Source organism: Dactylosporangium sp. CS-047395, assembly GCF_050942185.1.
Classification (GTDB): Bacteria; Actinomycetota; Actinomycetes; order Mycobacteriales; family Micromonosporaceae; genus Dactylosporangium.
The window spans coordinates 2,621,875-2,646,121 of sequence record NZ_CP192015.1 but is presented as its reverse complement, the minus strand read 5'-3'; the positions used below and the strand labels follow the sequence as shown (position 1 = coordinate 2,646,121).

The 24,247-nt window shown below is 71.2% G+C and carries 23 protein-coding genes; 7 read left to right on the top strand and 16 right to left on the bottom strand.

Annotation, left to right across the window (positions count from 1 at the left end; translation table 11 throughout):
- Nucleotides 1-15: 15 nt before the first annotated feature.
- The 8 genes from ACQP00_RS12340 to ACQP00_RS12305 are packed head-to-tail and all read right to left on the bottom strand — an operon-like array spanning nucleotide 16 to nucleotide 8,253.
- Nucleotides 16-1,143: an ABC transporter substrate-binding protein gene (locus ACQP00_RS12340; RefSeq protein ID WP_433218390.1), complete on the bottom strand. Its 1,128-nt coding sequence runs from the start codon at nucleotides 1,141-1,143 to the stop codon at nucleotides 16-18.
- Between the two features lie 11 nt (nucleotides 1,144-1,154).
- On the bottom strand, nucleotides 1,155-1,904 hold the full coding sequence (locus ACQP00_RS12335; protein ID WP_433218388.1) for an ABC transporter permease: 750 nt from the start codon (nucleotides 1,902-1,904) through the stop codon (nucleotides 1,155-1,157).
- Nucleotides 1,901-2,659 (bottom strand): ABC transporter ATP-binding protein, encoded by a 759-nt coding sequence (locus ACQP00_RS12330; protein ID WP_433218386.1) that lies wholly within the window; start codon nucleotides 2,657-2,659, stop codon nucleotides 1,901-1,903. Before ACQP00_RS12330 ends, ACQP00_RS12335 begins: the two co-directional genes overlap by 4 nt.
- A complete protein-coding gene (locus ACQP00_RS12325; protein ID WP_433218384.1) occupies nucleotides 2,656-3,516 on the bottom strand; it encodes an ABC transporter permease in 861 nt (286 codons plus the stop codon). The genes ACQP00_RS12330 and ACQP00_RS12325 overlap by 4 nt, the downstream gene beginning before the upstream one ends.
- Nucleotides 3,513-4,508, bottom strand: coding sequence for a TIGR03842 family LLM class F420-dependent oxidoreductase (locus ACQP00_RS12320; protein WP_433218382.1), 996 nt, complete (start codon nucleotides 4,506-4,508; stop codon nucleotides 3,513-3,515). Before ACQP00_RS12320 ends, ACQP00_RS12325 begins: the two co-directional genes overlap by 4 nt.
- Before the next feature lie 6 nt (nucleotides 4,509-4,514).
- The gene (mmsA, locus tag ACQP00_RS12315) at nucleotides 4,515-5,999 is read right to left on the bottom strand and encodes a CoA-acylating methylmalonate-semialdehyde dehydrogenase (protein ID WP_433218380.1); all 1,485 of its coding nucleotides are present in this window, start codon (nucleotides 5,997-5,999) and stop codon (nucleotides 4,515-4,517) included.
- Between the two features lie 11 nt (nucleotides 6,000-6,010).
- A complete protein-coding gene (hydA, locus tag ACQP00_RS12310) occupies nucleotides 6,011-7,420 on the bottom strand; it encodes a dihydropyrimidinase (RefSeq protein WP_433218378.1) in 1,410 nt (469 codons plus the stop codon).
- A complete protein-coding gene (locus tag ACQP00_RS12305; protein ID WP_433059170.1) occupies nucleotides 7,417-8,253 on the bottom strand; it encodes a nitrilase-related carbon-nitrogen hydrolase in 837 nt (278 codons plus the stop codon). The genes hydA and ACQP00_RS12305 overlap by 4 nt, the downstream gene beginning before the upstream one ends.
- A 155-nt stretch (nucleotides 8,254-8,408) precedes the next feature.
- Here ACQP00_RS12305 and ACQP00_RS12300 point away from each other — a divergent pair, with 155 nt between their 5' ends.
- Both ACQP00_RS12300 and ACQP00_RS12295 read left to right on the top strand, forming a co-directional pair.
- Nucleotides 8,409-9,794, top strand: coding sequence for an aminotransferase class I/II-fold pyridoxal phosphate-dependent enzyme (locus tag ACQP00_RS12300; RefSeq protein WP_433218376.1), 1,386 nt, complete (start codon nucleotides 8,409-8,411; stop codon nucleotides 9,792-9,794).
- Between the two features lie 23 nt (nucleotides 9,795-9,817).
- Nucleotides 9,818-10,582, top strand: a complete 765-nt coding sequence (locus ACQP00_RS12295; RefSeq protein WP_433218374.1) for an SGNH/GDSL hydrolase family protein — start codon at nucleotides 9,818-9,820, stop codon at nucleotides 10,580-10,582.
- Here ACQP00_RS12295 and ACQP00_RS12290 read toward each other — a convergent pair.
- Nucleotides 10,568-12,907: a hypothetical protein gene (locus ACQP00_RS12290; RefSeq protein ID WP_433218372.1), complete on the bottom strand. Its 2,340-nt coding sequence runs from the start codon at nucleotides 12,905-12,907 to the stop codon at nucleotides 10,568-10,570. The two genes, ACQP00_RS12295 and ACQP00_RS12290, sit on opposite strands and share 15 nt — an antisense overlap.
- 37 nt (nucleotides 12,908-12,944) lie before the next feature.
- Nucleotides 12,945-14,048, bottom strand: coding sequence for an acetate/propionate family kinase (locus ACQP00_RS12285; protein ID WP_433218370.1), 1,104 nt, complete (start codon nucleotides 14,046-14,048; stop codon nucleotides 12,945-12,947).
- Between the two features lie 18 nt (nucleotides 14,049-14,066).
- On the opposite strand from ACQP00_RS12285, the gene pta reads away from it, so the two are divergent.
- Together pta and ACQP00_RS12275 are read left to right on the top strand one after the other, a co-directional pair.
- Nucleotides 14,067-16,103, top strand: coding sequence for a phosphate acetyltransferase (gene pta, locus ACQP00_RS12280; protein WP_433218368.1), 2,037 nt, complete (start codon nucleotides 14,067-14,069; stop codon nucleotides 16,101-16,103).
- A gap of 46 nt (nucleotides 16,104-16,149) precedes the next feature.
- A complete protein-coding gene (locus ACQP00_RS12275) occupies nucleotides 16,150-16,500 on the top strand; it encodes a VOC family protein (protein WP_433218366.1) in 351 nt (116 codons plus the stop codon).
- A 193-nt stretch (nucleotides 16,501-16,693) separates the two neighbouring features.
- Here ACQP00_RS12275 and ACQP00_RS12270 read toward each other — a convergent pair whose 3' ends face one another.
- Together ACQP00_RS12270 and ACQP00_RS12265 are read right to left on the bottom strand one after the other, a co-directional pair.
- Complete coding sequence (locus ACQP00_RS12270) at nucleotides 16,694-17,419, bottom strand: M23 family metallopeptidase (RefSeq protein WP_433218364.1); 726 nt, start codon at nucleotides 17,417-17,419, stop codon at nucleotides 16,694-16,696.
- Nucleotides 17,420-17,784: 365 nt separating this feature from the next.
- Nucleotides 17,785-18,555: a helix-turn-helix domain-containing protein gene (locus ACQP00_RS12265; RefSeq protein ID WP_433218362.1), complete on the bottom strand. Its 771-nt coding sequence runs from the start codon at nucleotides 18,553-18,555 to the stop codon at nucleotides 17,785-17,787.
- A 251-nt stretch (nucleotides 18,556-18,806) separates the two neighbouring features.
- On the opposite strand from ACQP00_RS12265, the gene ACQP00_RS12260 reads away from it, so the two are divergent.
- Nucleotides 18,807-20,279, top strand: a complete 1,473-nt coding sequence (locus tag ACQP00_RS12260) for an SDR family NAD(P)-dependent oxidoreductase (RefSeq protein ID WP_433223822.1) — start codon at nucleotides 18,807-18,809, stop codon at nucleotides 20,277-20,279.
- Nucleotide 20,280: 1 nt separating this feature from the next.
- Here the strand turns inward: ACQP00_RS12260 and ACQP00_RS12255 are convergent, their stop codons facing one another.
- Nucleotides 20,281-20,982 (bottom strand): bifunctional nuclease domain-containing protein, encoded by a 702-nt coding sequence (locus ACQP00_RS12255; RefSeq protein ID WP_433218360.1) that lies wholly within the window; start codon nucleotides 20,980-20,982, stop codon nucleotides 20,281-20,283.
- Between the two features lie 102 nt (nucleotides 20,983-21,084).
- Nucleotides 21,085-21,756 (bottom strand): sporulation protein, encoded by a 672-nt coding sequence (locus ACQP00_RS12250; RefSeq protein WP_433218358.1) that lies wholly within the window; start codon nucleotides 21,754-21,756, stop codon nucleotides 21,085-21,087.
- 38 nt (nucleotides 21,757-21,794) lie between these two features.
- Here ACQP00_RS12250 and ACQP00_RS12245 point away from each other — a divergent pair, with 38 nt between their 5' ends.
- Nucleotides 21,795-22,199, top strand: a complete 405-nt coding sequence (locus tag ACQP00_RS12245) for a MerR family transcriptional regulator (RefSeq protein ID WP_433059138.1) — start codon at nucleotides 21,795-21,797, stop codon at nucleotides 22,197-22,199.
- A 269-nt stretch (nucleotides 22,200-22,468) separates the two neighbouring features.
- On the opposite strand, the gene ACQP00_RS12240 is transcribed toward ACQP00_RS12245, so the two are convergent.
- Complete coding sequence (locus tag ACQP00_RS12240) at nucleotides 22,469-23,110, bottom strand: FMN-dependent NADH-azoreductase (protein WP_433218356.1); 642 nt, start codon at nucleotides 23,108-23,110, stop codon at nucleotides 22,469-22,471.
- 93 nt (nucleotides 23,111-23,203) lie between these two features.
- Between ACQP00_RS12240 and ACQP00_RS12235 the strand changes: the two genes are divergently transcribed.
- Complete coding sequence (locus tag ACQP00_RS12235; RefSeq protein WP_433218354.1) at nucleotides 23,204-23,734, top strand: MarR family winged helix-turn-helix transcriptional regulator; 531 nt, start codon at nucleotides 23,204-23,206, stop codon at nucleotides 23,732-23,734.
- On the opposite strand, the gene ACQP00_RS12230 is transcribed toward ACQP00_RS12235, so the two are convergent.
- Complete coding sequence (locus ACQP00_RS12230) at nucleotides 23,700-24,245, bottom strand: TIGR03086 family metal-binding protein (protein WP_433218352.1); 546 nt, start codon at nucleotides 24,243-24,245, stop codon at nucleotides 23,700-23,702. The two genes, ACQP00_RS12235 and ACQP00_RS12230, sit on opposite strands and share 35 nt — an antisense overlap.
- Between the last annotated feature and the right edge of the window lie 2 nt (nucleotides 24,246-24,247).

Here is a 24,247-nt window from a genome sequence, read left to right as displayed (position 1 = left end):
CCGAACCAGGCGATATCAGGCGCCGCCGGCGGTGAGGGTTACCGGGGTGGGGGCGAAGGACGAGCCCGTGGTGTCGACGCCCGCGGCCTTCGCGGCGTCGAGGGCCTTCTGCATGTAGTCGTTCGTGTACGCCTGACCCTCCGGCTTCTTCTTCAGGACTGTGTCGCCGGTCTGGTTCTTCGTGGTCATCGAGATGTCGACCGTGCGCGTCCAGTCGGCCTCGTTCACCAGGCCGATGCCGCCGGTCGAGGGCCAGATGAGTTTGTTGACCTCGTTCATCTGCCAGAGCTGGTGGGTCTTGCCGAGCTTGGAGCCCTTGGCCACCACCAGGTCGCGGCACTCTTCGGCGTGGTCGCGGCAGTACGCCCAGCCCTTGATCGTGGCGGTCAGGAACTTCACGGTCTGGTCCTGGTACGCCTTGTCCTTGAGCTTCTCGGTATTCGCCCACACGGCGTCCTGCAGCATCGACGAACCTACCGTCTTCCAGTCGATGATCTGGAAGTCCGCCGGCTGGTACAGCTTGCCGGTGGCCGGGTTCGTGGCCTCCAGCAGCTGGGCGTACTCGTTGTAGGACATGGCCTGGGCCACGTCGATCTCCTTCTTCAGCAGCGCCTGCATGTCGAACTGCTGCTGGACCAGCGTCACGTCCTTGCCGGGGTCCAGGCCGGCCTTGGTCATGCCGGCGAAGAGTTCGAACTCGTTGCCGAAGCCCCAGTTGCCGACCTTCTTGCCCTTGAAGTCGGCCGGGGACTTGATGTTCGAGCTGGCGAAGGCGACCTGGTAGGTGCCGGAGCGCGCGAAGATCTGGCCCACGTCGGTGATGCCGGCGCCCTGTTCGCGCGAGGCCAGGGCCTTGGGGACCCAGGCCACGGCGTAGTCGGCCTTGCCCTGGGCCAGGACGGTCTGCGGGACGATGTCGACGCCGCCCTCCAGGAGCTGGACGTCGAGTCCCTGCTCCTTGTAGAAGCCCTTGTCGACGGCGGCGATGTAGCCGGCGAACTGGGCCTGGTAGAACCACTGCAACTGCAGTTTCACGGTGGTCATGCCGCCGGCGCCGGCGGGGGTGGTGGGGGACGTCGAATCAGCAGTGCCGCAGGCGGACAGGAGGAGCCCGGCCGCGATGACAACAGCGTACTTCCGCATAAAAGAACCCCTCAGAAACGAGCCTTCCAGGGCATGGCGAGACGTTCGAGCAACAGCGTGGTCAGGTAGAAGACCAGGCCGAGGACGCAGGCGCCGAAGACGAAGGCCCACGCCCGGGGATAGGCGGTGAACGCGGCCGCGGAGGTGATCCGCGCGCCGAGGCCGTCCTGGAGACCGCCGAAGTACTCGGCGACGACCGCGGCGATGACCGCGAGGGATGAGGCCTGCCGCAGGCCGGTGAACAGGTGCGGCAGCGCGCCGGGGAGCCGGACCAGTCTTGCGAAGGTCCAGGAGCCGGCGGCGTAGCTGGTCATGAGCTCGCGGTGGGTCGGGTCGACCTCCCGCAGGCCGCGCAGCGTGTTGATGAAGACCGGGAAGAACACGATGATCCCGGCGACCAGCCGGCGTGGCACGCTGCTGGTCGATTCGAACATGTTGTTGAGGATCGGCGCGAGCGCGATGATCGGCAGTGCGTTCACGACGGCCGCGAACGGCACCGACACCTCGCTGAGCAGCCGCACCCGGCTCGTGACAAGAGCGGCAAGAACCGCGGCAACGGTACCGCCGATCAGCCCGACGAGCGCGTTGGCCCCACTGGCCAGGGCCGCGTCGAGCACGTTGGAGCGCTGCTCGACCAGCTCGGCCCAGATCGCCGACGGCGCCGGCAGGATGAACGGCGCGATGCGGCCCAGCCGGACCACGAGTTCCCATCCGGCGAGTCCCAGGATGCCGACCAGCACCGGCGGCAGCATCCGTCTCATGACCGCAGCGCTTTCCGCACGGCGGTGACAAACTCAAAATACTCAGGCGACTGCCTGGTCGAGTCATCGCGAGCCGGAAAAGCAATATCGATCGAAGCGGTGATGCGCCCGGGGCGGGCCGACATCACGACGACCTTGTCGGACAGGAACACCGCCTCGGAGATCGAGTGGGTGACGAAGACGGTCGAGGTGCCGGTCGCCGCACAGATCTGCAGCAGTTCCGTCTGCAACCGCTCGCGCGTCATCTCGTCCAGGGCACCGAACGGCTCGTCCATCAGCAGCAGATTCGGGTGTACCGCCAAAGCCCGCGCAATCGCCACCCGCTGCTGCATGCCCCCGGAGAGCTGCGCCGGATAGTGCCCGCCGAAGTCCGACAGCCCGACGAGCGAGAGCATCTCCTCGGCCCGCGTCCGCCGCTGCTGCCGCGGGATCCTGCGCAGTTCGAGCGGCAGTTCGACGTTGCGCCGCACGGTGCGCCACTCGAAGAGTCCGGCCTGCTGGAACGCGATGCCGTACTCCTGGTCGCGGCGCGCCTGCCCGGCCGCTTTTCCGGCCACGGTCACGTTTCCGGCCGTCGGCTCGATGAGGTCCGCGATGAGCCGCAGCAGCGTCGACTTGCCGCATCCGGAGGGGCCGATCAGGGAGACGAACTGTCCACTGTCGACGGTCAGATCCACATCGGACAGTGCCGCCACTTCGTCGGGGCGACCTTGGTTGAATACCTTGCTGACACCGGCGATCGACACCGCCGTCATACGACGTTCACCTCGACTCGACGCCTGTGACGCATGAGGGGAAGCTCGAGCAGACTCACGAACCCGGCGACACAGAGGCCCAGCAGGGCCGCGCCGAGCATCGCGGTGTAGACCTTCGCGGGGTCGGTGGTGGCCTCGCGGGAGTACTCGATGACGAGCCGGCCGATCCCGCCTCTGGTGCCGGTCGAGATCTCGCCGACGACCGCCCCGACGACCGCCGCCGCACCCGCCAGCCGCAGGGCCGGGAACAGGAACGGCAGCGCCGAGGGCAGCCGGAGCTTGACGAACGTGCGCCACCAGCCGGCGGCGTAGCTGCGCATCAGCTCGACGCCGGCCGCCGAGGGGGACTGCAGGCCGCGCAGCAGACCGACGGCGACCGGGAAGAACGCGAGGTACGCCGCGATCGTGGACACCGTCATCCAGTCCTGCCACGGGTACGGCCCGAACGACAGCGCCCCGCTCCAGCCGGCGACGAGCGGTGCGAGGGCCACCAGCGGCACCGTCTGCGACAGCACCACGTACGGCAGCAGGCCCCGCTCGACGACCCGGAAGCGCTGCATGAGCGCCGCCAGCACGAATCCGATCAGGACGCCGGCCGCGAACCCGGCCGCCGTCACGCCGAGGGTGAACAGGCACGCGTCGAGCACCACGCGCCAGATCGCGCGGCCGCCGGTGAGCTCGGGCCGGGACAGTCGCTGCAACACGCTGTACAAATGCGGCATGGAAAGGTCGTCGGCCCGCGGGAGGATGCGGACCCCGAAGACGGCGGTGCCCTCGTCGTTGCCGACCGCCTTGTAACCTTCCCAGAGGGCCCCGAAGGCAACCACGCCGACGAGGGCGGCCAGGGCTCGTCTCATCTGACGGCCGGGATGATGTGCTCGCCGTATGCGGCGAGCGTGGACTCCTTCGCGTCGTGCTGCAGGTACAGGGCGAACTGGTCCACGCCGAGGTCCTTGAGCTCGGCGAGGCGCTTGAGGTGGTGCTCGACCGGGCCCAGGATGCAGAACCGGTCGACGACCTCGTCGGGCACGAAGTCGGTGTGGGTGTTGCCGGCGCGGCCGTGCTCGGCGTAGTCGTAGCCCTTGCGGCCCTTGATGTAGTCGGTGAGCACGGTGGGCACGGCCCCGTCGGCGCCGTAGCGCTCGACGATGTCGGCCACGTGGTTGCCGACCATGCCGCCGAACCAGCGGGTCTGGTCGCGTTGATGGGCCAGGTCGTCGCCGACGTAGGCCGGTGCGGCCACGCAGAACTTGATGGCCGCCGGGTCGCGGCCGGCCTTCTCCGCCGCCGCGCGGACCGCCTTGATCATCCAGGCCGCGATGTCCGGGTCGGCGAGCTGCAGGATGTAGCCGTCGCCCACTTCCCCGGTGAGGGCCAGGGCTTTCGGCCCGTAGGCCGCGACCCAGACCTCGAGCCGGGAGTCGGGCGCCCACGCGAATTGCAGGTCACGATCCCGCAGGTGTACCGCACGCCCGTTGCCGAGTTCGCGAATGACCTGCACGCACTCGCGCAGCTCGGCGAGCGTGGTGGGGCGCGAACCGAGCACCCGCACCGCGGAGTCGCCGCGCCCGATGCCGCAGACGGTGCGGTTGCCGTACATCTCGTTGAGGGTGGCGAACAGCGACGCGGTGACCGTCCAGTCCCGGGTCCCCGGGTTGGTCACCATCGGGCCGACCACGACCCGCTCGGTGTCGGCGAGGATCTTGCTGTAGATGACGAACGGCTCCTGCCACAGCACGTGCGAGTCGAACGTCCACACATGCGTGAAACCGGCCGCTTCGGCCTTCCTGGCCAACTCGACCACGCCCATCGCGGGCGGGTCGCACTGCAGGACCACCCCTACGTCCATGGTCGCTCACCGCACTTTCGGGAATCCCAGGTCGACCTCGGAGGTGGCCGGGTCGGGCCAGCGCGAGGTGACGACCTTGCTGCGGGTGTAGAACTGGATGCCTTCCGGGCCGTACATGTGCAGGTCGCCGAAGAGCGAGGACTTCCAGCCGCCGAAGCTGTAGTAGGCGACCGGGACCGGCACCGGGACGTTGACCCCGACCATCCCGCAGACCACGTCGTACTGGAACTGCCGGGCCGCCCCGCCGTCGCGGGTGAAGATCGCGGTGCCGTTGCCGTACTCGTTGTCGTTGACCAGCTTGACGGCCTCGTCGTAGGAGTCCGCGCGCACCACCGACAGGACCGGGCCGAAGATCTCGTCGCGGTACAACGGCGAATCCGGCGTCACCTTGTCGACCAGCGAGGCGCCGAGGAAGAACCCGGGCCCGCTGCTGACGGGAGCCTCGCGGCCGTCGACGACGACCTCGGCCGCCCCGGGCTCGGCGAGGTAGCCGGCCACCCGGTCGCGGTGCTCGCGGGTGATGAGCGGGCCCATCTCGGCCGCCGGGTCGGTGGCCGGGCCGACCGCGATCTGGCCGATCCGCTCGCTGATCGCGGCGACGAGCGGGTCGGCGACCGAGCCCACCGCGACGACGACGGACACGGCCATGCACCGCTCCCCCGCCGAGCCGTAGCCGGCCGAGACCGCGGCGTCGGCGGCGGCGTTCACGTCGGCATCGGGGAGTACCACCATATGGTTCTTGGCTCCTCCGAGCGCCTGCACCCGCTTGCCGGCCCGGGTTCCGGCCTCGTAGACGGCCCGCGCGATCGGGGTCGAGCCGACGAAGCTCAGCGCCTGCACGTCCGGATGCACCAGGAGCCGCTCGACGGCCTCGCGGTCGCCCTGCACGACGTTGAAGCAGCCGTCGGGCAGCCCGGCCTGGCGCAGCAGGTCGGCCAGCAGCAGCGCGGCGGACGGGTCCTTCTCGCTGGGTTTCAGCACGAAGGTGTTGCCGCACACGAGCGCGTTGCAGAACATCCACATCGGCACCATCGCCGGGAAGTTGAACGGCGTGATGCCGGCGACGACGCCCAGCGGCTGGCGGATCGAGTACACGTCGACGCCGTTGCTGGCCTGCTCGCTGTAGCCGCCCTTGAGCAGGTGCGGGGCGCCGGTGGCGAACTCGATGTTCTCCAGGCCGCGGGCCAGCTCGCCCTCGGCGTCGGCGACGGTCTTGCCGTGCTCGGCCGAGACCAGCGCCGCGATCTCCTTGCGGTTGGCGTCGACGAGCTCGCGGAAGCGGAACATGACCTCGGCGCGGCGGGACAGCGACGCCGCCCGCCAGGCCGGGAACGCGGCCAGGGCGCTCGCCACGGCGGCGTCGGTCTCGGCGGCGGTCGCGGCGACGACGTACGCCTGTTGCTCGCCGGTGGCCGGGTCCCAGACCGGCAGCTGCCGGCCGCTGGTGCCGGCGACGGCCTGCCCGTCGACCCAGTGCTTGATCTCTCGCATATCGCTCACCCCTAGACCAGGTAGTCCGACAGTCCCCGGCGGAGGAACTGTCCGTGACCCTTGCGGCCGTGGTAGGTGTCGCCGGACACGATGACGGTCCCCCGGGAGATGACCGTGTCGACCTTGCCGGCGATCTCGTAGCCCTCCCAGGCCGAGTGATCCATGTTCATGTGGTGCGTCTCGACGCTGATGCGGGTGCGGGCCGCGGGGTCGTACAGCACGATGTCGGCGTCGGACCCCGGCGCGACGACGCCCTTGCGGGGGTAGAGGCCGAACATCCGGGCCGGGGTCGTCGCGATCGTCTCGACCCAGCGGCCCAGGCTGAGGTGGCCGTCGACGACGCCCTGGTACAGCAGGTCGACGCGGTGCTCCACACTGCCGATGCCGTTGGGAATCTTGGAGAAGTCGCCGATGCCCAGCTCCTTCTGATCCTTGAAGCAGAAGGGGCAGTGGTCGGTGGAGACGACGGACAGGTCGTTGCTGCGCAGGCCCTTCCACAGGTCGGCGCGGTGGCTCTCGTGCTTGCTGCGCAGCGGGGTGGAGCAGACCCACTTGGCACCCTCGAAGCCGGGCGCGCCCAGCTGGTCCTCCAGGGTGAGGTACAGATACTGCGGGCAGGTCTCGGCGAAGACATTGCGGCCGAGGTCCCGGGCGGCGGCGACCTGTTCGAGGGCCTTGGACGCGGACAGGTGCACGATGTAGAGCGGGCAGTCCGCGGCCACGGACGCGAGCCAGATGGCCCGGCTGGTCGCTTCCGCCTCGAGCGCCTCGGGCCGGGTCAGCCCGTGGTGGATCGGGTCCGTCTCACCGCGTTCCAGCGCCTGCTTGACGAGCACGTCGATGGCCGGGCCGTTCTCGGCGTGCATCATGATCATGGCGCCGTTGTCGCGGGCCTTCTGCATCGCGCGGAGGATCTGGCCGTCGTCGCTGTAGAAGACACCGGGGTACGCCATGAAGAGCTTGAAGCTCGTGATGCCCTCGTCGGCGACGAGCTGGTCCATGGCCTTGAGCGACTCGTCGTCGACGCCACCCAGGATCTGGTGGAACGCGTAGTCGACGTGGCACTCACCGGCCGCCTTGGCGTGCCACGCGGCCAGACCGTCCTGCACCACCTCGCCGGTGCGCTGCACGGCGAAGTCGATGATGGTCGTGGTGCCGCCGAACGCCGCCGCCCGGGTGCCGGTGTCGAAGGTGTCGCTGGCGAATGTGCCGCCGAACGGCAGCTCCATGTGGGTGTGGGCGTCGACCCCGCCGGGGATCACGTACTTCCCGGTCGCGTCGAGCACCTCGAAGTCGCCCTCGACCGGCCCGTCGCCCGGCATGAAGATCGCGGAGATCTTCTCGCCGACGACGAGGACATCGCCGGGAACGGCCCCGTGCGGGCCGACGACCGTCCCCCCTTTGATGAGCAAACCCGTCACGGCTGTACCAGCTCCCCATAGGCGTCGGGACGGCGGTCGCGGTAGAACTGCCAGCGGTCCCGGACCGTGGCCAGCAGGTCGAGGTCCAGGTCGCGCACGATCAGCTCGGGGTTGTGGGCGTCGCCGACCTCGCCGACGAACTTGCCCTCCGGGTCGACGAAGTAGCTCGTACCGTAGAAGTCGTTCTCGCCCAGGTCCTCGATGCCGGTGCGGTTGATCGCGCCGATGAAGTACTCGTTGGCCACCGCGCTGGCGGGTTGTTCGAGCTGCCAGAGGTACGCGGAAAGGCCCCGGCTCGTCGCCGACGGGTTGAACACGATCTGGGCGCCGTTGAGGCCGAGCGCGCGCCAGCCCTCCGGGAAGTGCCTGTCGTAGCAGATGTACACGCCGACCTTGCCCACGGCGGTGTCGAAGACGGGGTAGCCGAGGTTGCCGGGGCGGAAGTAGAACTTCTCCCAGAAGCCCTTGACCTGGGGGATGTGGTTCTTGCGGTACTTCCCGAGGTACTTCCCGTCCGCATCCACCACGGCGGCGGTGTTGTAGAGGACGCCGGGCTGCTCCTGCTCGTACATCGGCAGGATCATGACCATGCCCAGCTCGGCGGCGAGGGCCTGGAAGCGCTCGGTGGTCGGGCCGGGGATCGACTCGGCGTACTCGTAGTAGGCGGAGTCCTGCACCTGGCAGAAGTACGGGCCGTAGAACAGCTCCTGGAAGCAGATGACCTTGGCGCCCTGGGCGGCGGCCTGGCGCGCGTAGTCCTCGTGCGCCTTGATCATCGACTCCTTGTCGCCGGTCCAATTGGTCTGGACGATGGCGGCGCGGACGATCGTCATGGCTACCCCTCTCTGGTCGGTCCACATTGGCCGGTGGCGGGGAGTTTGCCCGGCGGCGGACCGACCTTGTATCGGGTCAGATGCCGTAGGACACTAACGACACAAATCTAGGCGGACAATGGTCCCACCGTTACAGAATGTTTCGGAGATGTAATTTGCTGGCTCTGATCACGGGAGCGGTCGACGATCGCAGCGCCCGGGGAATCGCCGCTGCCGTCAGCCGGCTCGTGACCGCCGGGACGCTGCCGCCGGGCACCCGCCTGCCGACGGTCCGCGACGTCGCCCGCGAGCTCGGCATCAGCCCCACCACGGTCAGCGAGGCGTGGCGCAGCCTTGCCCGCGCGGGGGCCATCCAAACCCGCGGCCGTTCGGGCACGTTCGTCGCCGGCCCGTCGGTGCCGCGCCAGCGGTTGCGGTACGCCCAGCTCGGCACCCGGGTCAGCGAGCTGCGCGGCGGCCCGGTGCACGACTACTCGACCGGCATCCCGGACTACGACCTGCTGCCGAGCCTCACCGAGGCCCTCAAGCGGATCGGCGACGCCCGGCTGACCACGTCGTACCTCGACGGGGCCGTCCTGCCGGGCCTGGAGGAGGTCCTGCGGGAGCGCTGGCCCTTCCCGCCCGAACGGCTCACGGTCGTCGACGGCGCGATGGACGCGCTGGACCGGATCACCGGCGTCGTGGTCCGCTTCGGCGATCACGTGCTCGTCGAGGACCCGGCCTTCCCGCCGACGCTGGACCTGCTCGAAACGGTCGGCGCCACCGTCGTCGGGGTGGGCATCGACGAGCACGGCCTGCGCCCCGACGCGCTCAACGCCGCCCTGGCCTGCGACCCGGTCGCGCTGTTCCTGCAGCCGCGGGCGCACAACCCGACCGGCGCGAGCATGACCGCGGCCCGCGCCGACAAGCTCGCCCGCGTCCTGGCCCGCCACCCCGGCGTCACGGTGATCGAGGACGACCACGCCGGCGCGATCGCCACGGCCCCGCCGGTCAGCCTCGGCCGCCGCCTGCCCGACCGCACCGTGCACGTGGTCAGCTTCTCCAAGAGCCACGGCCCCGACCTGCGCCTGGCCGCGATCGGCGGGCCGGCCTCGGTCGTCACCGCGGTCACCGATCGCCGGCTCCTGGGCCCGGGCTGGTCGTCCCGCCTGCTGCAGGCGGTGCTGCTGGAACTGCTGACAAACGCGGCTACGGTACTGCAAGTGTCCCAGGCCCGCGACGAATACGCCCGTCGCCGTACGGCGCTGCTGGACGCCCTCGACGCGCGCGGGGTCACCGCCACCGGCGCGGACGGCATCAACATCTGGGTGGCGGTGGCGAACCAGCAGGTGGCGCTGCTGACGCTCGCCGCCCACGGGATCGCGGTGGCGCCCGGCGCCCCGTTCGAGGTGAGCCACCTGGACTCCGACCACGTGCGCATCACGGCCGGCCTGGTCCGCGACGACTTCGACGCCCTGGCCGACATCCTCGCCGAGGCGGCCGGCGGCGAGCTGCGCGGCAGCGGCCCGCGCGCGGCCAGCCACCCGCGCGGCTGGCGCTGATCTTCAAGGGGCATGATGGGCTCGTGCGGTATGTGGCGATCGGGGACAGTTTCACCGAGGGCATGGGCGACGAGCGCGCGGACGGTGTTCCCCGCGGCTGGGCCGACCTCGTAGCGGCCGGCATCGCCGAGGCGACCGGCGAGACCGTGCAGTACGCCAACCTCGCCATCCGCGGCCGCCTGCTCGGCCCCATCCTGGACGAGCAGCTGGACGTGGCCCTGTCGCTGGACCCGGCCCCGACGATGCTGTCGCTCAACGGCGGCGGCAACGACATGATGCGCCGCGGTACCGACATGGAAAAACTGCTTTCCCTCACCGAAACGGCCGTGCGCCGGACCACCGAGGCGGGCGTGCGCATGCTCCTGCTCAGCGGGGCCGACCCGTCCGAGCACCTGCCGATGGGCAAGGTCATCCAACGCAAGGGCACCGTCCTGTCGGCCGCCGTGCGCGAGCTGACCGCGCGCTACGACAACGTGCTCTTCGTCAACATCTTCGGCGACGAGGAGATCCGCAAGGCCCCGTACTGGTCGGGCGACCGCCTGCACCTCAACGCGGCCGGCCACCAGCGGGTCGCGAGCCTCGTGCTGACCGCCCTGGGCCACCCGACCACGGCGCACCGCGTCGACCCCGGCCCGAAGGCGTCCAGCGGCCTGCTGGCCGAGGCCCGGTACTACCGCGAGCACGTCCTGCCCTGGGTGACCCGCCGCCTGCGGGGCCGCTCGTCGGGCGACGGGCGCGCCCCGAAGTACCCGCTGTGGACCCCGGTCGGCGCGTCAGCGACTGCTTGACGGCGCCGGCCGCGGCGCCTGCGGTGCGGGCGTCTGACTGGCGATCAGCGCGGCGGCGGCCGCCCCGGCGAGCGCGGTCCCGAGCGCCGTGACCACGGTCAGCACGACGGTGCCGACGGGCGTGGCGAGGGTGGTGATCCGGCGCATGTCACGCAGCCGGCTCCACCCGACGTCGGCCAGCACCGCGAGGCGCCGCTCCCACAGCAGCCCGAGCACCACGAAGAACACGAGCACCTGCCCGGCCCGCAGCAGCACCGCGATCGCCAGTTGCCGCCCGCCGGCCGTGGCCCGCGGATCGGCCAGGATCGGCAGCAGCTCGGCCACGAGCACGACGGCGGCGAGGCCGAGCGCCTTGGGGTTCGGCCCGCGCCCGCGCAGCAGTGGGTAGCAGTAGCCGAACAGCCCCGCGTACACCGGCCACCGCAGCAGATGCCGGGCCACGTCGGCCAGTTCGAGCAGCGACAGGTACCGCAGCCCCGCGCCGTCGTCCTGCTGCACCATGGCCACAACCTCGTAGGCGACGAGCAGGACCGCTGCCGGAGCCGCGTACCCGATCGCGGCCAGCGCGTTCGCCCACGGCGACCGCCCGGCATCGGTGGCCAGGGCGTGCCCGGCCGGCACCCCGTCGACGGGCCGCCCGCCCCGCTCGACCGCCGCATCGAGCCGGGCCTGCGTCTCGTCGTACTCCTCCAGCGCCGTCCCGCCCGCCAGCTTCGCCCGCGCCCCGCGGAACACATCTCCGGCGGCCGCGCGCAGCATCCGGCGCCGCAGCTCGGCCCGCACCAGCCGCGCGTGCGTGGCCACGGAGACCAGCCGGCCCCGCGCGCTTCCGGCCAGCGCGAGCAGCCCACCCCACAGCACCCCGAGCGCGGCCACGTGGGCCCAGGTGTACGGCGCCGCGTCGATCGCCACACACAGCACGAGCACCACCGCCGCGACGACGATCCCCCGGTCCCGCAGCGCCCGCCGGTCCCGCCCGGCCCGCGCCAGCAGCACCACCAGCGCCCCGGCCAGCACCAGGTTGCCCAGCATCAGCGCCCGCTCGGCCAGCTCCGGCCACGCCACATCCCAGGCGAAGTCCGGCCGTTGCAGCGGCACCAGGAGCAGCGCCCCGGCGAGGAGCCCGCCGCCGAGCCACCACCAGGGCCGGCGCGCCGGCAGCGCGATGGCGAGGGGCAGCACCCACATGACGCCGATCGCCGCGACCGCCAGTGGTGCCCAGCCGTGCGGCGCGGCGCCGAGCACGGTCGCGACCCCGGCGAGCGCGGCCGCCGCCCCGAGCACGGCCGACCGGCGCGCCAGCGCCATCGCCGCGGCCCCGGCGAGCGGGCCGAAGAGCAGGGCCCATCCGGCGGCCGACGGCATCGGGGGCGCCTGCGTGGCGACGAGCGCGGCCGGCACCAGCGCCGTCCCGGCCACCGCCGTCGCCGCGATCGCGAGCGTCCGCACCCGCGGCCGGGCGACACCCGCCACCCGGGCGATCGTCAGCAGCACGGCCGGGACGCCGACGCAGACGAGCACCGCCCCGGCCCGGTCGGTCACCGCCCCGGCGCGGCTCGCCAGGACCGTCACACCGATGGCGAGGCCGGCCGCGAACACCGCGCCGACGGCCCGCCTCATGCGCCGCACCGGGGCAAGGGCCAGCCACGGCGCGAACATGACCAGCAGCCACGCGATGCCCTCCGGCAACGGGCCGCCGTCCCGCGTCGGCGGGGCGGCATCGGCGTCGAGCCGCACCGAGAACGCGCCCGTCCCGGTCAGCACGGCATGCGTGCGGTCCTGGCGCTCGGGCTCACCGCCGACTGCCCAGATCGCGTACCCGTCGGCCTGGATACGCACGGTCCGGCGCACTCCGGCCGGCGTCTCCAGCGTCAGCGGCACGACCTGGAAGCTGACGGTGACCGGCCCGGCCGCTTCGGTGTACGACGACTGGAAGGACGCGTGCACGTCGTCCCGGGCGTTCGCGTAGGTCAGCACCGCCATGCCCCGGGCCGACCCACCGGCCAGGCGCGAGGCCAGCTCGTCGCTGCCGATGCGACCGGTGCGCACCTGGGCCACGAGCGGATCGCCGGGGCGCAGCACGATGTCGTAGGCCTGCGTGACGCGGACCTCGTCGCCCTCGGCCCGCACCACCACGTCGACCTGCACGTCACGCGGCGGGTGCGGCTCCTCCCACCACGCGCGGGGCTCCCGCGGGGTCGCGGTCGGGGCGGAACCGTCGGCGTAGCGGCGCACGCCGTCCTCGCCGGACCGGGCCGCGCGGTCGGCCACGAACAGGGCGAACACCGCGATCAGCAGACAGGCGAGCGCACCGATCCTCCGCACCGGAGCATGATGCCATCGATCGCGATCAGGCGCGGGGTCACAGTACCAATGCGGCGGTCTGCTCCGCGATGGCGAACTCCTCGTCGGTGGGGACGACACACACGGCCACCCGGGCGCCGTCCGGGCTGATGATGCGCTCGTTGGCCGCGTTGCGGGTCTCGTCGACGGTGATGCCCCAGGTTTCGAGGCCGCTCAGGGCGCCCGCGCGGACGGCCGGGGCGTGCTCGCCGACGCCCGCGGTGAAGGCGATCGCGTCGAGGCGGCCCAGGACGGCGTGGAAGGCGCCGACGTACTTGCGGATGCGGTGGCAGTACACGTCGAAGGCGAGCGCGGCGTGCTCGTCGCCGGCCGCGCGGCGCTCCAGGACCGTGCGCATGTCGTTGACGCCGGCCAGGCCGAGCAGGCCCGCGTGGCGCTGCAGGGCGTCGTCGACGGCGGCGAAGTCCAGGCCGGCGACCCGGTTGAGGTACGCGGGCACGGCCGGGTCCAGGTCGCCGGAGCGGGTGCCCATCACGAGCCCCTCCAGCGGCGTCAGCCCCATCGAGGTGTCGACGCTCTTCCCGCCGCGCACGGCCGTCGCGCTGGCGCCGTTGCCCAGGTGCAGGACGATGAGGTTGAGGTCCTCGGGGCGCCGCTCCAGCAGCGCGGCCGTCCGCCCGGCGACATATTCGCACGAGGTTCCGTGAAAACCGAAACGCCGGATATTGTACTGCGCGGCAAGGTCCCGATCGATGGCGTACGTCGCCGCGGCCGGTGGGATGGTCGCGTGGAAGGCGGTGTCGAACACCGCGACGTGCGGGACGTCCGGCAGCTTCTCCCGGGCCGCCTCGATGCCGGTGATGCCGCCCGGGTTGTGCAGGGGCGCCAGCGGTACGAGCTCGCGCAGCGCGTCCAGCACCGCGTCGTCCACCACGGCCGGGGCGGTGAAGCGGGCGCCGCCGTGCACGACCCGGTGCCCGACCGCCTCGATGTCGGCGTCGCCGAGGCCGTCGAGCACCTGTTCGAGGGCGGCCGCGTGGTCGGGCACCCCGCCCTCCTCGCCGATCTTCTCGATCAGGCCCCGCTCCCCCGCGCCCGGGTCGCTGAGATCCACGACACGAAACTTCACCGACGACGAGCCGCTGTTGAGCACCAGGATCATGGGAGGCAGACTAACTCCGTGGCCCGCATCGTGTACCTCGTCGAGCACGGACCCGACTCCGGCAAGTCGGCCGTGGCCCTCGGACTCGCCGAACTGTTGTCCCGCAAGGTGCCGCGGATCGGCGTTTTCCGGCCCGTCGCCCCGGCGTCGGAGGACGTTCTGCTGGAGTTGCTGCGGTCGCGGTACAACATCGGGGATGACCGCCTCTTCGGGGTGACCTTTGCCGAGGCGTCCGCGATGCTCGCCGCTGGCCGCGCCGAGGAGCTCGTGGGGCAGGTCGTCGAGCACTTCCGCCAGGTGGCCCAGCACCACGAGGCGGTCGTCGTCATCGGCACCGACATCGACGACGACCTCGCGTTCAACGCGCGCCTGGCCAACGAGTTCGGCGCCGTCGTCGTCTCGGTCGTCAACGGCAGCGGGGCGGACGAGTCCACATTGGACTCGATGGCCCGGCACGCCTATCACGCGCTCACCGACCTCGACGCGACCGTCGCGGCGGTCGTGTTGAACAAGACGATGCAGGCGGTACCGCCGCCGAAGTTGCCCGTGCCCTGCTTCGTCATCCCCGACGTGCCCACCGTCGGCGCCCCCACGGTGGCCGAGGTCGCCGCGCAGCTCGGGGCGAGCGTCGTCACCGCCGGCGCCGACCGCGACACGGCGCTCGGGCGCGACGTGCTCGACTACGTCGTCGGCGCGGCCCAGGTCCCGACGGTGCTGGACCACCTCACGCCCGACTGCCTGCTCATCACCCCCGGGGACCGGGCCGACCTGCTGGTCGCGGCCGGCGCGGCGCACGCGTCGGGCCTGGTGCCGCTGGCCGGGATCGTACTGACCCTCGGCATCGCACCGGACCCGGCCGCGCTCGCCCTGTTCGAACGGCTCAATCCCGGCCTGGCGGTCTTGTCGGTACCCACGGCCAGCTACGACACCATCGCCTCCTCCACGCGCATGGAGCACCGCCTGAGCGCGGCCAACCCGCGCAAGGTGGAGGCCGCGCTGGGCGCCTTCGAGTCCAATGTGGACACCGCCGCGCTGACCGGCGTGCTCGAGCTGACCGCCTCGTCCCGCGTGACGCCGCTGATGTTCGAGTACGACCTCATCGACCGCGCCCGGGCCGACCGGCGTAGGTTGGTGCTGCCGGAGGGTACCGAGGAAAGAATCCTGCGCGCGGCGGACATCCTGCTGCGCCGTGGGGTCGCCGACCTGACCCTGCTCGGCGACCCGGCCGTCATCCGGTCCAAGGCCCGCGACCTGAGCCTCGACCTCGGCGCCGCGCAGCTGATCGACCCGGCCACGAGCGAGCTGCGCGAGAAGTTCGCCGAGGTGTACCGCGACCTGCGGGCCCACAAGGGCGTCTCGTTCGACCTGGCGCACGACGTGGTGGCCGACGTGTCGTACTTCGGCACGCTCATGGTCCAGCTCGGCCACGCCGACGGCATGGTCTCCGGCGCCACCCACACCACGGCGGCCACGATCCGGCCGGCCTTCGAGATCATCAAGACAGTGCCCGGCCTGAGCGTGGCCTCCAGCGTCTTCTTCATGCTGCTGCCCGACCGCGTGCTGGTCTACGGCGACTGCGCGGTCAACCCCGACCCCGACGCCGCCCAGCTGGCCGACATCGCCCTGTCCTCGGCGGAGACGGCGGCCCGCTTCGGCGTGACCCCGCGGGTGGCGATGCTGTCGTACTCCACCGGAACCTCGGGCTCGGGCGCGGACGTCACCAAGGTGGCCGAGGCGACGGAGATCGTCCGCTCCCGCCGCCCGGACCTGCCCGTCGAGGGTCCCATCCAGTACGACGCGGCGATCGACCCGGCGGTCGCGGCGACCAAGCTGCCCGGCAGTCCCGTCGCCGGCCAGGCCACGGTCTTCGTCTTCCCGGATCTCAACACCGGCAACAACACGTACAAGGCGGTGCAGCGCTCGGCGGGTGCGGTGGCGGTCGGCCCGGTGATGCAGGGGCTGCGCAAGCCGGTGAACGACCTGTCCCGGGGCGCCACGGTCAAGGACATCGTGAACACCGTGGCCATTACGGCGATCCAGTCGCAGCCTTCGTAGGCCCTTCGGGCGGTTTTTTGTCATACCGGTGGGGCACGATGGGAGGATGATTGCGAGACTTTCGACCGTCGTGCTGGACACCTCGGACCCGCATGCCCTCGCGCGGTTCTACTCGGAGCTGCTCGACCTGCCCATCACCCGGGTCGACGGCGACTGGATCGACATCGGCGACGGGGCGAGCCGGATGAGCTTCCAGCACGCGCCGCACCACATTCCGCCGCAGTGGCCGGACCCGAACTATCCGCAGCAGCTCCACCTGGACATCTGGGTCGACGACATCGACGCGGCCGAGTCGAAGGTGCTGCGGATGGGGGCGCAGCTGCTCTCGACGAAGGAGGCGGGCTTCCGCGTGTACTGCGATCCGGCGGGGCATCCGTTCTGCTTGGAGTACGAGTAGCCGCTGCTGGTCGCGCGGTCGCGCTTCGGCCGCTCGCGCTGCCATGGATCGCGTCCGAGTCGATCGCCTGCTCGGTCGCCCGCATGCTGTCGCGTGAGGGTCGGCGGGGTCGGTCGCGTCCTGGGCCATCGCGGGTGAGCTTCGTCGGGGGTGAGTGTGGTCCCGCGGCGAGTGGGTGCGTTGCGGTGGCGGTTTACGGGTCGGCGGTCGCCTTGGCCGGGCAGCCGTGCTGCTGCTCCCAGGTGTCCAGCTCGGCCACCGGCGACTTCTCCTTGCCGGCCTTCCACGCGTCGAGGTACGACCACGGCCAGATCACCCCGCGCCGGGTCCACCAGTCGCCGGTCTTGGCGCACGCCGGTGAGAGGCCGAAGTGGATGTGGCAGGCGCTCGCGTCGCCGGTGCGGCCGACCTTGGCCACCGGCTGGCCGGCCTGGACCGTCGTGCCCGGTTCGATGCCGCTGTCGATGGCTGAGAAGTGCGACATGTAGTACCGGGCGCCGTCGTTGCCCAGGATCGACACCGACAGGCCGCCGCGGGACGAGCCCTCGTTGACCTTGGCCGTCCAGGTGTCGACCTTGGTCACCTCCAGCACGGTGCCGTCCACCGGGGAGAGGGCGTTGAGGCCGCAGTTGGCGATGATGTCGCTGGCCGGGTAGTCGTGGTGGTCGTGCGAGTACGAGCCCTTGCCCTGCAGCGGGAACACGTGCTTCGTGGTCCCCTTCGGCGCGGCACTCGCGGTGCCCCCCAGCCCGGCGGCGTTGTTGTCGCCGGTGGGGGCCGAGCTCTGCACCTGCCGCCCCTGCGACTGCTGCGGCGCGGGCGTCTGGCTCGTCGGGGCCGGATCGCCGCCGCCGCAGCCGGCCGCGCCCAGGGCGACCAGGAGAGCGATACCGGCGAGGCTGACACGCTGAGCTGACATCGCCAGCCACCCTACTTGCCGCCGGCAACCCCGCCCAAGGGTCCACCTGGCCACCAAAACCCGCCCGTTCGCCGCCCCATTCTGCCCATCCACCCTCGAACACCCCGTGCCCGATATTTCGCCTGTCGGGCGATAAATCCGGCATGGGAGCGAGCCACGCCCCCGAAGATCGTGCGACGACCATGAGACCAGCCGCGCATAAGAGGCATGAGTTCGACCAGCCGCGCACAGGAGAACCGTTCGACGACCATGAGTTCGACCAGCCGGGCACACAAGGACCGTGCGACGACCATGAGTTCGACCGGTCGCGCGGGCGGAGGCGGTGCGTCGACCGTGAAGTCGTGTCAACGCGGGCGGCGAGGGGGTCAGTAGCGCGCGGCGTAGGTGGTCGGGGGTTCGCCGAACATGTTGGTGAAGTCGCGGGTCAGGTGGGACTGGTCCGCGTAGCCCAGATCCGCCGCGAGCGCCGCCCAGTCGATCGGGCTGCGAGCCTCCATGCGCGAGGTCACCTCGTGCAGGCGGAAGCGGCGCAACACCCACTTCGGGCTCACCCCCACATGCTCCGCGAACAACCGCTGCAACTGCCGCTCGCTCACGCTGAACCGCGCCGTCAGCTGATCGACCCGCCGCAGGTCGGGTGACTCGGCGATCGTCTCCACCCATGCCGCCACCTCGTCGCCCACCGCATCCGCCGGCGGTAGGTTCGCCACCAGGTACGCGTCGACCGCTGACGCGAGTGCGGCCGGGTCCAGCACATCCACGTGCTGCGGTAGAGGGTCGCGAAGTACCGCCGAAGCCGGCAGGGAGCGGTCGGTCACGGTCTCCAGCGGGGCGGCCAGGTAGCGGCGGAACACGCCCGGCCGGAAGGCCACGCCCAGGACGGCGTCGCGGCCGGACAGTACGCGGCGGATGCGGCCTCGGTTGACGCCTCGGATCATCGGATCGGCCGCGGCGGAGAAGGTCAGGTGCACGTTCGGGTACGGGATGATCAGCTGCTCGTAGGCGGGCTGGCCGGTCAGGTCCCAGCGGGCCCACCAGTACCGGGCGACCAGGGAACGCAGCGCGGGCGAGGGCGGCAGGAAGCCGTGGGACTGGAACGACGACCAGCTCCCGGCCAGCTCTCTCGGGTCGCGCATGCCACGCATCATGTCAGGCACCGCAGGCCACCCCGAAAGGGGAATAAAACGGATATGTCGGATTTGTCGGCGAGCAGCGGCTTAACTGACTCCGCGGGCCCGCCGAGGTGTGAACGGGGGACGGTGGGAAGCCGCTTAGCGGCGGGTCCGGGTGGCAATGGCGCCAACCGGGCCCGTTTCTGTTTGGCCTCGTGGCGGGGGCGTTGCGTACAGTTCCCGTCGTGACCCCGCACGACCTTGTTGACACGATCATGGACGACGCGCTCGGCCAGGACCCCGCCGGCGCGGCGCTCGAAGAGTTCGGCCCAGGCATCGATCCCGAGCGGCTCGCCATCTGCCTTGCCGTGTTCGAGGAGCTGCAGGAGCTGCCGCCCGAGCATCCCGATGTGCTCACGGTGCGGCGCGCCACCTCACACCTGTACAAACACGTCAAACGGCAGCGGCGCAGCGAGCGTCGCGCCGCCGTCACCGCCAGCGACAAGGCCGTGACCGAGGCGACCGCGACCGGGGCGCCCGGGCGGATCGACGACGAGACGCAGGGCATCGCGCTGGTGTCGCCGACCATCGGCGCGTCGGCGGGGCGACTCAAGCGGGCGCGGTCCTGTTACACCTGCAAGGACCGGTACGTCGACGTCGACGCGTTCTACCACCAGCTCTGCCCGCCGTGCGCCCGGCTCAACCGGGAGCGGCGCGACCAGCGGACCGACCTGACCGGGCGGCGGGCGCTGCTGACCGGCGGGCGGGCGAAGATCGGGATGTACATCGCGCTGCGGCTGTTGCGTGACGGTGCTCACACCACGATCACGACGCGGTTCCCGAACGATGCCGTGCGGCGCTTCTCGGCCATGGCGGACAGCGCCGACTGGCTGCACCGGCTGCGGATCGTCGGGATCGACCTGCGCGACCCGGCCCAGGTCGCGGCGCTCGCCGACGACGTCGCCGCGCAGGGGCCGCTCGACATTCTCATCAACAACGCGGCGCAGACGGTGAAGCGGGCCGCCGGGTCGTACTCGCACCTGGTCGCGGCCGAGTCGGCGCCGCTGATGCTCGACGGGCCGATGCCCGACGTGGTCACGTTCCACAAGACCGACGCCGAACTGGTGCTGGAGTCGGCCCGGACGCCGACCATCATCCCGCCGCACGCGCTCACGGCGCTCGCGCTGACCAGTGGCAACACCACCGCCGAGAAGGTCGCGGCGCTCACCGCGATCGACGCCGGCGGCCTGGTGCCCGACCTGGCCGACACCAACAGCTGGGTGCAGACGGTCGAGGAGGTCGACCCGCTCGAGCTGCTCGAAGTGCAGCTGTGCAACGTGACCGCGCCGTTCATCCTGGTCTCGCGACTGCGCGCGGCGATGCAGCGCTCCACCGCGCGGCGCAAGTACGTCGTGAACGTCTCCGCCATGGAGGGCCAGTTCAGCCGCCGGTACAAGGGGCCCGGGCACCCGCACACCAACATGGCCAAGGCCGCGTTGAACATGCTCACCCGTACCAGTGCGGAGGAAATGCTCGGCGACGGCATCCTGATGACGGCCGTGGACACCGGCTGGATCACCGACGAGCGGCCGCATCCGCAGAAGATGCGCCTGCACGAGGAGGGCTTCCACGCCCCGCTGGACCTCGCCGACGGCGCCGCGCGGGTCTACGACCCGATCGTGCGCGGCGAGCGCGGCGAGGACCTGTACGGGTGTTTCCTGAAGGACTACGAGCCTTCCGCCTGGTAAGTCAGCGCAGCTGGTACAAGAGCATGAACTTGCCGACCTGAACCTCGTCGCCGTCGTTCAGGTTGGCGCTCTTGACCCGCTCGCCGTTGACATAGGTGCCGTTGAGGCTGCCCATGTCGAGCATCGAGTAGCCGAAGCCGCCGCCGTTGCGGTGGAACTCGACGTGCTTGCGCGAGACGGTGTTGTCGTCGAGCACGATCTGGTTGGCGGAGTCGCGGCCGCAGCGCACGACGTCGCCGTCCAGCGCGAACTCGGCCCCGGCCTCGGCGCCCTTGCGGATCAGCAGCGTGGCCCGGCCCGACGGCAGCTTCTCCATGTGCGCGGTCAGGTCCAGCGGCTGGGTCGGGCCCTCGGGCGCCTGCACCGAGGCCGCGTTGAGCAGCTCCTCGGTGGTCAGGATCGGCACGCCCCAGTGCCGGGCCAGCGCGATCGCCTCCAGCGGCGCCGCCGGCACCCGGATGCCCTGCCCGAGCACCAGCTGGAACGGCCCGTGCGCGGCGACCACCTCGATCGCCCGCAGCGGCGCGTTCAACGCCATCAGCGCGCGCTGGAACAGCTCGGCGCTGATCGGCTCGTCCATGCTGCGCGGGCCGCCCTCGACCGGCAGCTGCAAATGGCGGCCCGTCGGTTCGTCCTTGAGCAGGACTACGGGACGGCTCTGCCAGGTCTGCGCACGCACACCCACCACGACGAGCTCTCGCATGCCCCGCCTCCCGCATTCGTCCGTGTTCAACGGCTGTCAACCCCTGTGCGCCTAACGGTACCGTGTCGGGCGATCAGCGCCCTGGCCCGGTCAGGTGGAGGTCTATCGGCGGATCTGCCCGATCTGCCGCATCAGCCGGTCGACCTCGGCCTCCCAGTCGACGTGTTCCCGCCGGTCGTAGCGGGTACGCGCGGTGCCATTGAGGACAATCTCCACGAAATCCGCCCCGGTCGTGAAGCCGACAGCGATTTCGGTGGCAATCGTCTGGTACCGCGGCGAAACCCAGAATTCGAACACCTGCGCGACATCGGCGGAGTTGAACCGGAACCCGAGCGAGCGCAGCGCCTCGAGGAACGCGGCCTCGGCGGGGAGCGGGTGCACGGCCACGAAGTCCAGGTCGCCCGGGTCGAAGGCGAACGCCACCTCGAGCTCGGTGCGCACCCCGACGGCCAGGCCGGGCACCCGCTCGCCGAAGACGTGCGTGATGGGCGTGGACAAAGGCACCACAAACTCCACCGGTACTGCCCGGGCCTCCCCCGCCCCCAGCCGGAACCCGCCGGCCACCTCCTGGCGCCGCAGCTCGGTGGTCGTCTCGCCGGCCCGCGTGACCAGGGTCAGCACGATCCGCTCGATTTCCACCTCACGCTCGCCACCGGCCAGGTGAACGACGCCGGCGAGGGACTCTCCCGGGCGGATCACAGGATCGTCGAGTACCGTATCGACGGCCGGACCGCCCACGCCCAGCGCGGCGCGGCGCAGGCTCCGGAAGACCATGGCGGGCACACTAGCACGCGGCACTGTAGGGTTGGATCGTGTCAAAGCTGCTGCGGATCGGGGAGCTCGCCAATCAAGCCGGCGTGTCGACCCGCACTGTTGACTTCTACACCGGCCTCGGCCTGATCGAGTCGACCGAGCGCACGGCCGGGAACTTCCGGCTGTACGACGCCTCGTGCATCGAACGGATCGCCGCGATCAAGGCGCTGGAGGCCAACGGGGTCAGCCTGGCCGACATGGCCGGCGCGCTCGAACGGGGCGCGGGCGTGGCCGACCTGACCGGCCAGCTCAGCCAGGTGCAGGGCGACATCGAGACCCTGCGCGAGGCCGCCGCCACCGCCGGGCCGGCCGCGCACCAGCTCCTGCTCGCGCTTACAGCGCGCTTGCAGTCGCTGGTGCACACGGCCATCGAACTGACCCAAAACCTGCCCCCGCTGGGCTGAGCCCACTCGGGCTGGACAGCATTCGGGCTGGACAGCACTCGGGCTGGACAGCACTCGGGCTGGACCCCCACTGGGGCTGGATCTCACTCGGGCTGGACCCCACGCACGCGGGCAGGACCCCACTCGGGCTGGACTAGCTGTATGGGCTGGTCTTCAACCCGCTGTATGGGCGCCCGAGCACTATGTGTTACACCGTTATGTCCTGAAAAGCGGTGGGGGAGCTCCGCTCCACCCACACCCCCTCAAACCGCACCGGGGTCTACTGGGGTCTACCGCGCAACGAGGTCGGCGATGGTGCGGCCGTGCTTGGCTGCGTGCTCGTGGCCGGTCTTCAGCAGGTCGGCCGCCATGCCGCGCAGCGACTCCATGGCCGGGGTCACGTCGGCGAGGGTCAGTTCGGCCTCGGCCACGTGGACGTCGAGGTGCAGGACTTCGGCCAGGACGCGCTGCACGTACGGGCCGCTGTGGTCCCAGCCGTGCTTGGGCGTGCCCGGGCTGTAGCCACCGCCGCGGCTCATCGCCAGCACCGCGGGGCGACCCGCGAGGGGGCGGTCGCCGGCGCCGCCGAAGCGCGGGTTGAGCAGCACCAGGTCGATCCAGGTCTTGAAGTGGGCCGGGATGCCCCAGTTGTAGAGCGGCACCGCGAACACGTACGCGTCCGCCTCCAGCAGCTCGGCCGACAGCTTCGCGTTCAGGTCGACAGCTTCGGGGGCCTTCGGCGCCGTGGGGTCGACCGCGGAGCGGGCCGCCTTTGCCCACAGGTCGCTCGGCAGCGGCTCCAGGCCGATGTCGCGCCGCGTGACGGTCGCGCCCGGGTGCTCGGCGAGCCAGGCCTGCTCGGCGGTGTCGGCGAGCGCGCGGCTCACGGAACCCGTCGTACGGACGCTCGCGTCGAGACGGAACAGGTGCATGAGGTACCTCCACAGGATTGTGCTTCTGTGGAGAAAGTCTGCGTCACAGAACATCTCGTTGCAAGAGCGAGTGAGCTGCTTATCATTGCTGTCATGACGCAGGCGGCTCACGAGCACGTCGAGCTCCAGTCGGACCTCGGCTGGGCGCTTGGCGTGCTGCTGCGCGGCTACGCGAAGGGCGCCCAGTCGGTCATCGCCGACGTGCCCGGCGGCCCGCGCGGCTACCAGGTGCTCACCTCCGCCGCCGACGGTGCGGCCGACACCCAGCTCGCCCTGGCCAACAAGCTGGGCATCGACCGGACCGTCATGACGTACCTCCTGGACGACCTGGAGAAATCCGGGCTGATCGAGCGCCGGCCGGACCCGTCCGACCGCCGCGCCCGCCGGATCGTGGCCACCGAGGCCGGCCGGGCCAAGCTCTGCGAGCTGCAGCGCAACCTCCGGCACATCGAGGACCGGGTGCTCGGCGCGCTGCCGGACGAGGACCGCGAGCGCTTCCGCGAGATGCTGCGCACGGTCGCGGTCAACATCGACGCCGGCGACCCGCTGCAGGACGCCTGTTCGGTGGTGGAGTCGCTCACCGAGGCGGCTACGAAGCCTTCCAGAAGGGGTCGCGGCCGCTGAGCGCGAGCACCTGCTCGAACAGCGGCGCGCCGTCGGCGACCGCGATCTCGGGGCCGTAGACGCCCATCGCGCGCCCTTGGTCGGCCGAGCGCGCGACCTCGCCGTACGTGAGCCGCAGCACGTCGTCGGAGAACGCGATCGGCACGTCGAGCGCCCGCGCGAGGTCCCACCCGTGCAGCACGAACTCCCCGAGCACCATCCCGCCGACGAGGTCCGCCGGCAGCTCGCCGCCGCCCATCACGGTCGTCCCCGCCCAAGCGCCGGCCGTCCCCCACGCCTCGGCGATCCGCTCCGCCTGCGCCCGCACCGAGTCATGCACGGCCCCGGGCGGCACCGACTCCTTGCGCGCCGCCCCTTCGAGCGGCGGCCCCCACTCGAGCAGGTGCGCGCACAACCCACGCACGTCCCACGCGACGCACGGCGTGACCCGATCCAGGTCCGACGGTGCGATCCGGTCGACGACGCCCAGGAAGACGGGCGCCGCCTCCGCCAGCAAAAGGTGCTTGTCCATGC

What these genes read in the sequence shown, in the direction of transcription:
- ACQP00_RS12230 (WP_433218352.1), bottom strand. Translation starts at nt 24,245, where the DNA reads ATGGACAAGCACCTTTTGCTGGCGGAGGCGGCGCCCGTCTTCCTGGGC.
- ACQP00_RS12250 (WP_433218358.1), bottom strand. Translation starts at nt 21,756, where the DNA reads ATGGTCTTCCGGAGCCTGCGCCGCGCCGCGCTGGGCGTGGGCGGTCCG.
- ACQP00_RS12275 (WP_433218366.1), top strand. Translation starts at nt 16,150, where the DNA reads ATGATTGCGAGACTTTCGACCGTCGTGCTGGACACCTCGGACCCGCAT.
- ACQP00_RS12260 (WP_433223822.1), top strand. Translation starts at nt 18,807, where the DNA reads ATGGACGACGCGCTCGGCCAGGACCCCGCCGGCGCGGCGCTCGAAGAG.
- ACQP00_RS12270 (WP_433218364.1), bottom strand. Translation starts at nt 17,419, where the DNA reads ATGTCAGCTCAGCGTGTCAGCCTCGCCGGTATCGCTCTCCTGGTCGCC.
- ACQP00_RS12335 (WP_433218388.1), bottom strand. Translation starts at nt 1,904, where the DNA reads ATGAGACGGATGCTGCCGCCGGTGCTGGTCGGCATCCTGGGACTCGCC.
- ACQP00_RS12325 (WP_433218384.1), bottom strand. Translation starts at nt 3,516, where the DNA reads ATGAGACGAGCCCTGGCCGCCCTCGTCGGCGTGGTTGCCTTCGGGGCC.
- ACQP00_RS12265 (WP_433218362.1), bottom strand. Translation starts at nt 18,555, where the DNA reads ATGCGCGACCCGAGAGAGCTGGCCGGGAGCTGGTCGTCGTTCCAGTCC.
- ACQP00_RS12240 (WP_433218356.1), bottom strand. Translation starts at nt 23,110, where the DNA reads ATGCACCTGTTCCGTCTCGACGCGAGCGTCCGTACGACGGGTTCCGTG.
- ACQP00_RS12255 (WP_433218360.1), bottom strand. Translation starts at nt 20,982, where the DNA reads ATGCGAGAGCTCGTCGTGGTGGGTGTGCGTGCGCAGACCTGGCAGAGC.
- mmsA (WP_433218380.1), bottom strand. Translation starts at nt 5,999, where the DNA reads ATGCGAGAGATCAAGCACTGGGTCGACGGGCAGGCCGTCGCCGGCACC.
- ACQP00_RS12305 (WP_433059170.1), bottom strand. Translation starts at nt 8,253, where the DNA reads ATGACGATCGTCCGCGCCGCCATCGTCCAGACCAATTGGACCGGCGAC.
- ACQP00_RS12330 (WP_433218386.1), bottom strand. Translation starts at nt 2,659, where the DNA reads ATGACGGCGGTGTCGATCGCCGGTGTCAGCAAGGTATTCAACCAAGGT.
- ACQP00_RS12340 (WP_433218390.1), bottom strand. Translation starts at nt 1,143, where the DNA reads ATGCGGAAGTACGCTGTTGTCATCGCGGCCGGGCTCCTCCTGTCCGCC.
- ACQP00_RS12285 (WP_433218370.1), bottom strand. Translation starts at nt 14,048, where the DNA reads ATGATCCTGGTGCTCAACAGCGGCTCGTCGTCGGTGAAGTTTCGTGTC.
- ACQP00_RS12235 (WP_433218354.1), top strand. Translation starts at nt 23,204, where the DNA reads ATGACGCAGGCGGCTCACGAGCACGTCGAGCTCCAGTCGGACCTCGGC.
- ACQP00_RS12320 (WP_433218382.1), bottom strand. Translation starts at nt 4,508, where the DNA reads ATGGACGTAGGGGTGGTCCTGCAGTGCGACCCGCCCGCGATGGGCGTG.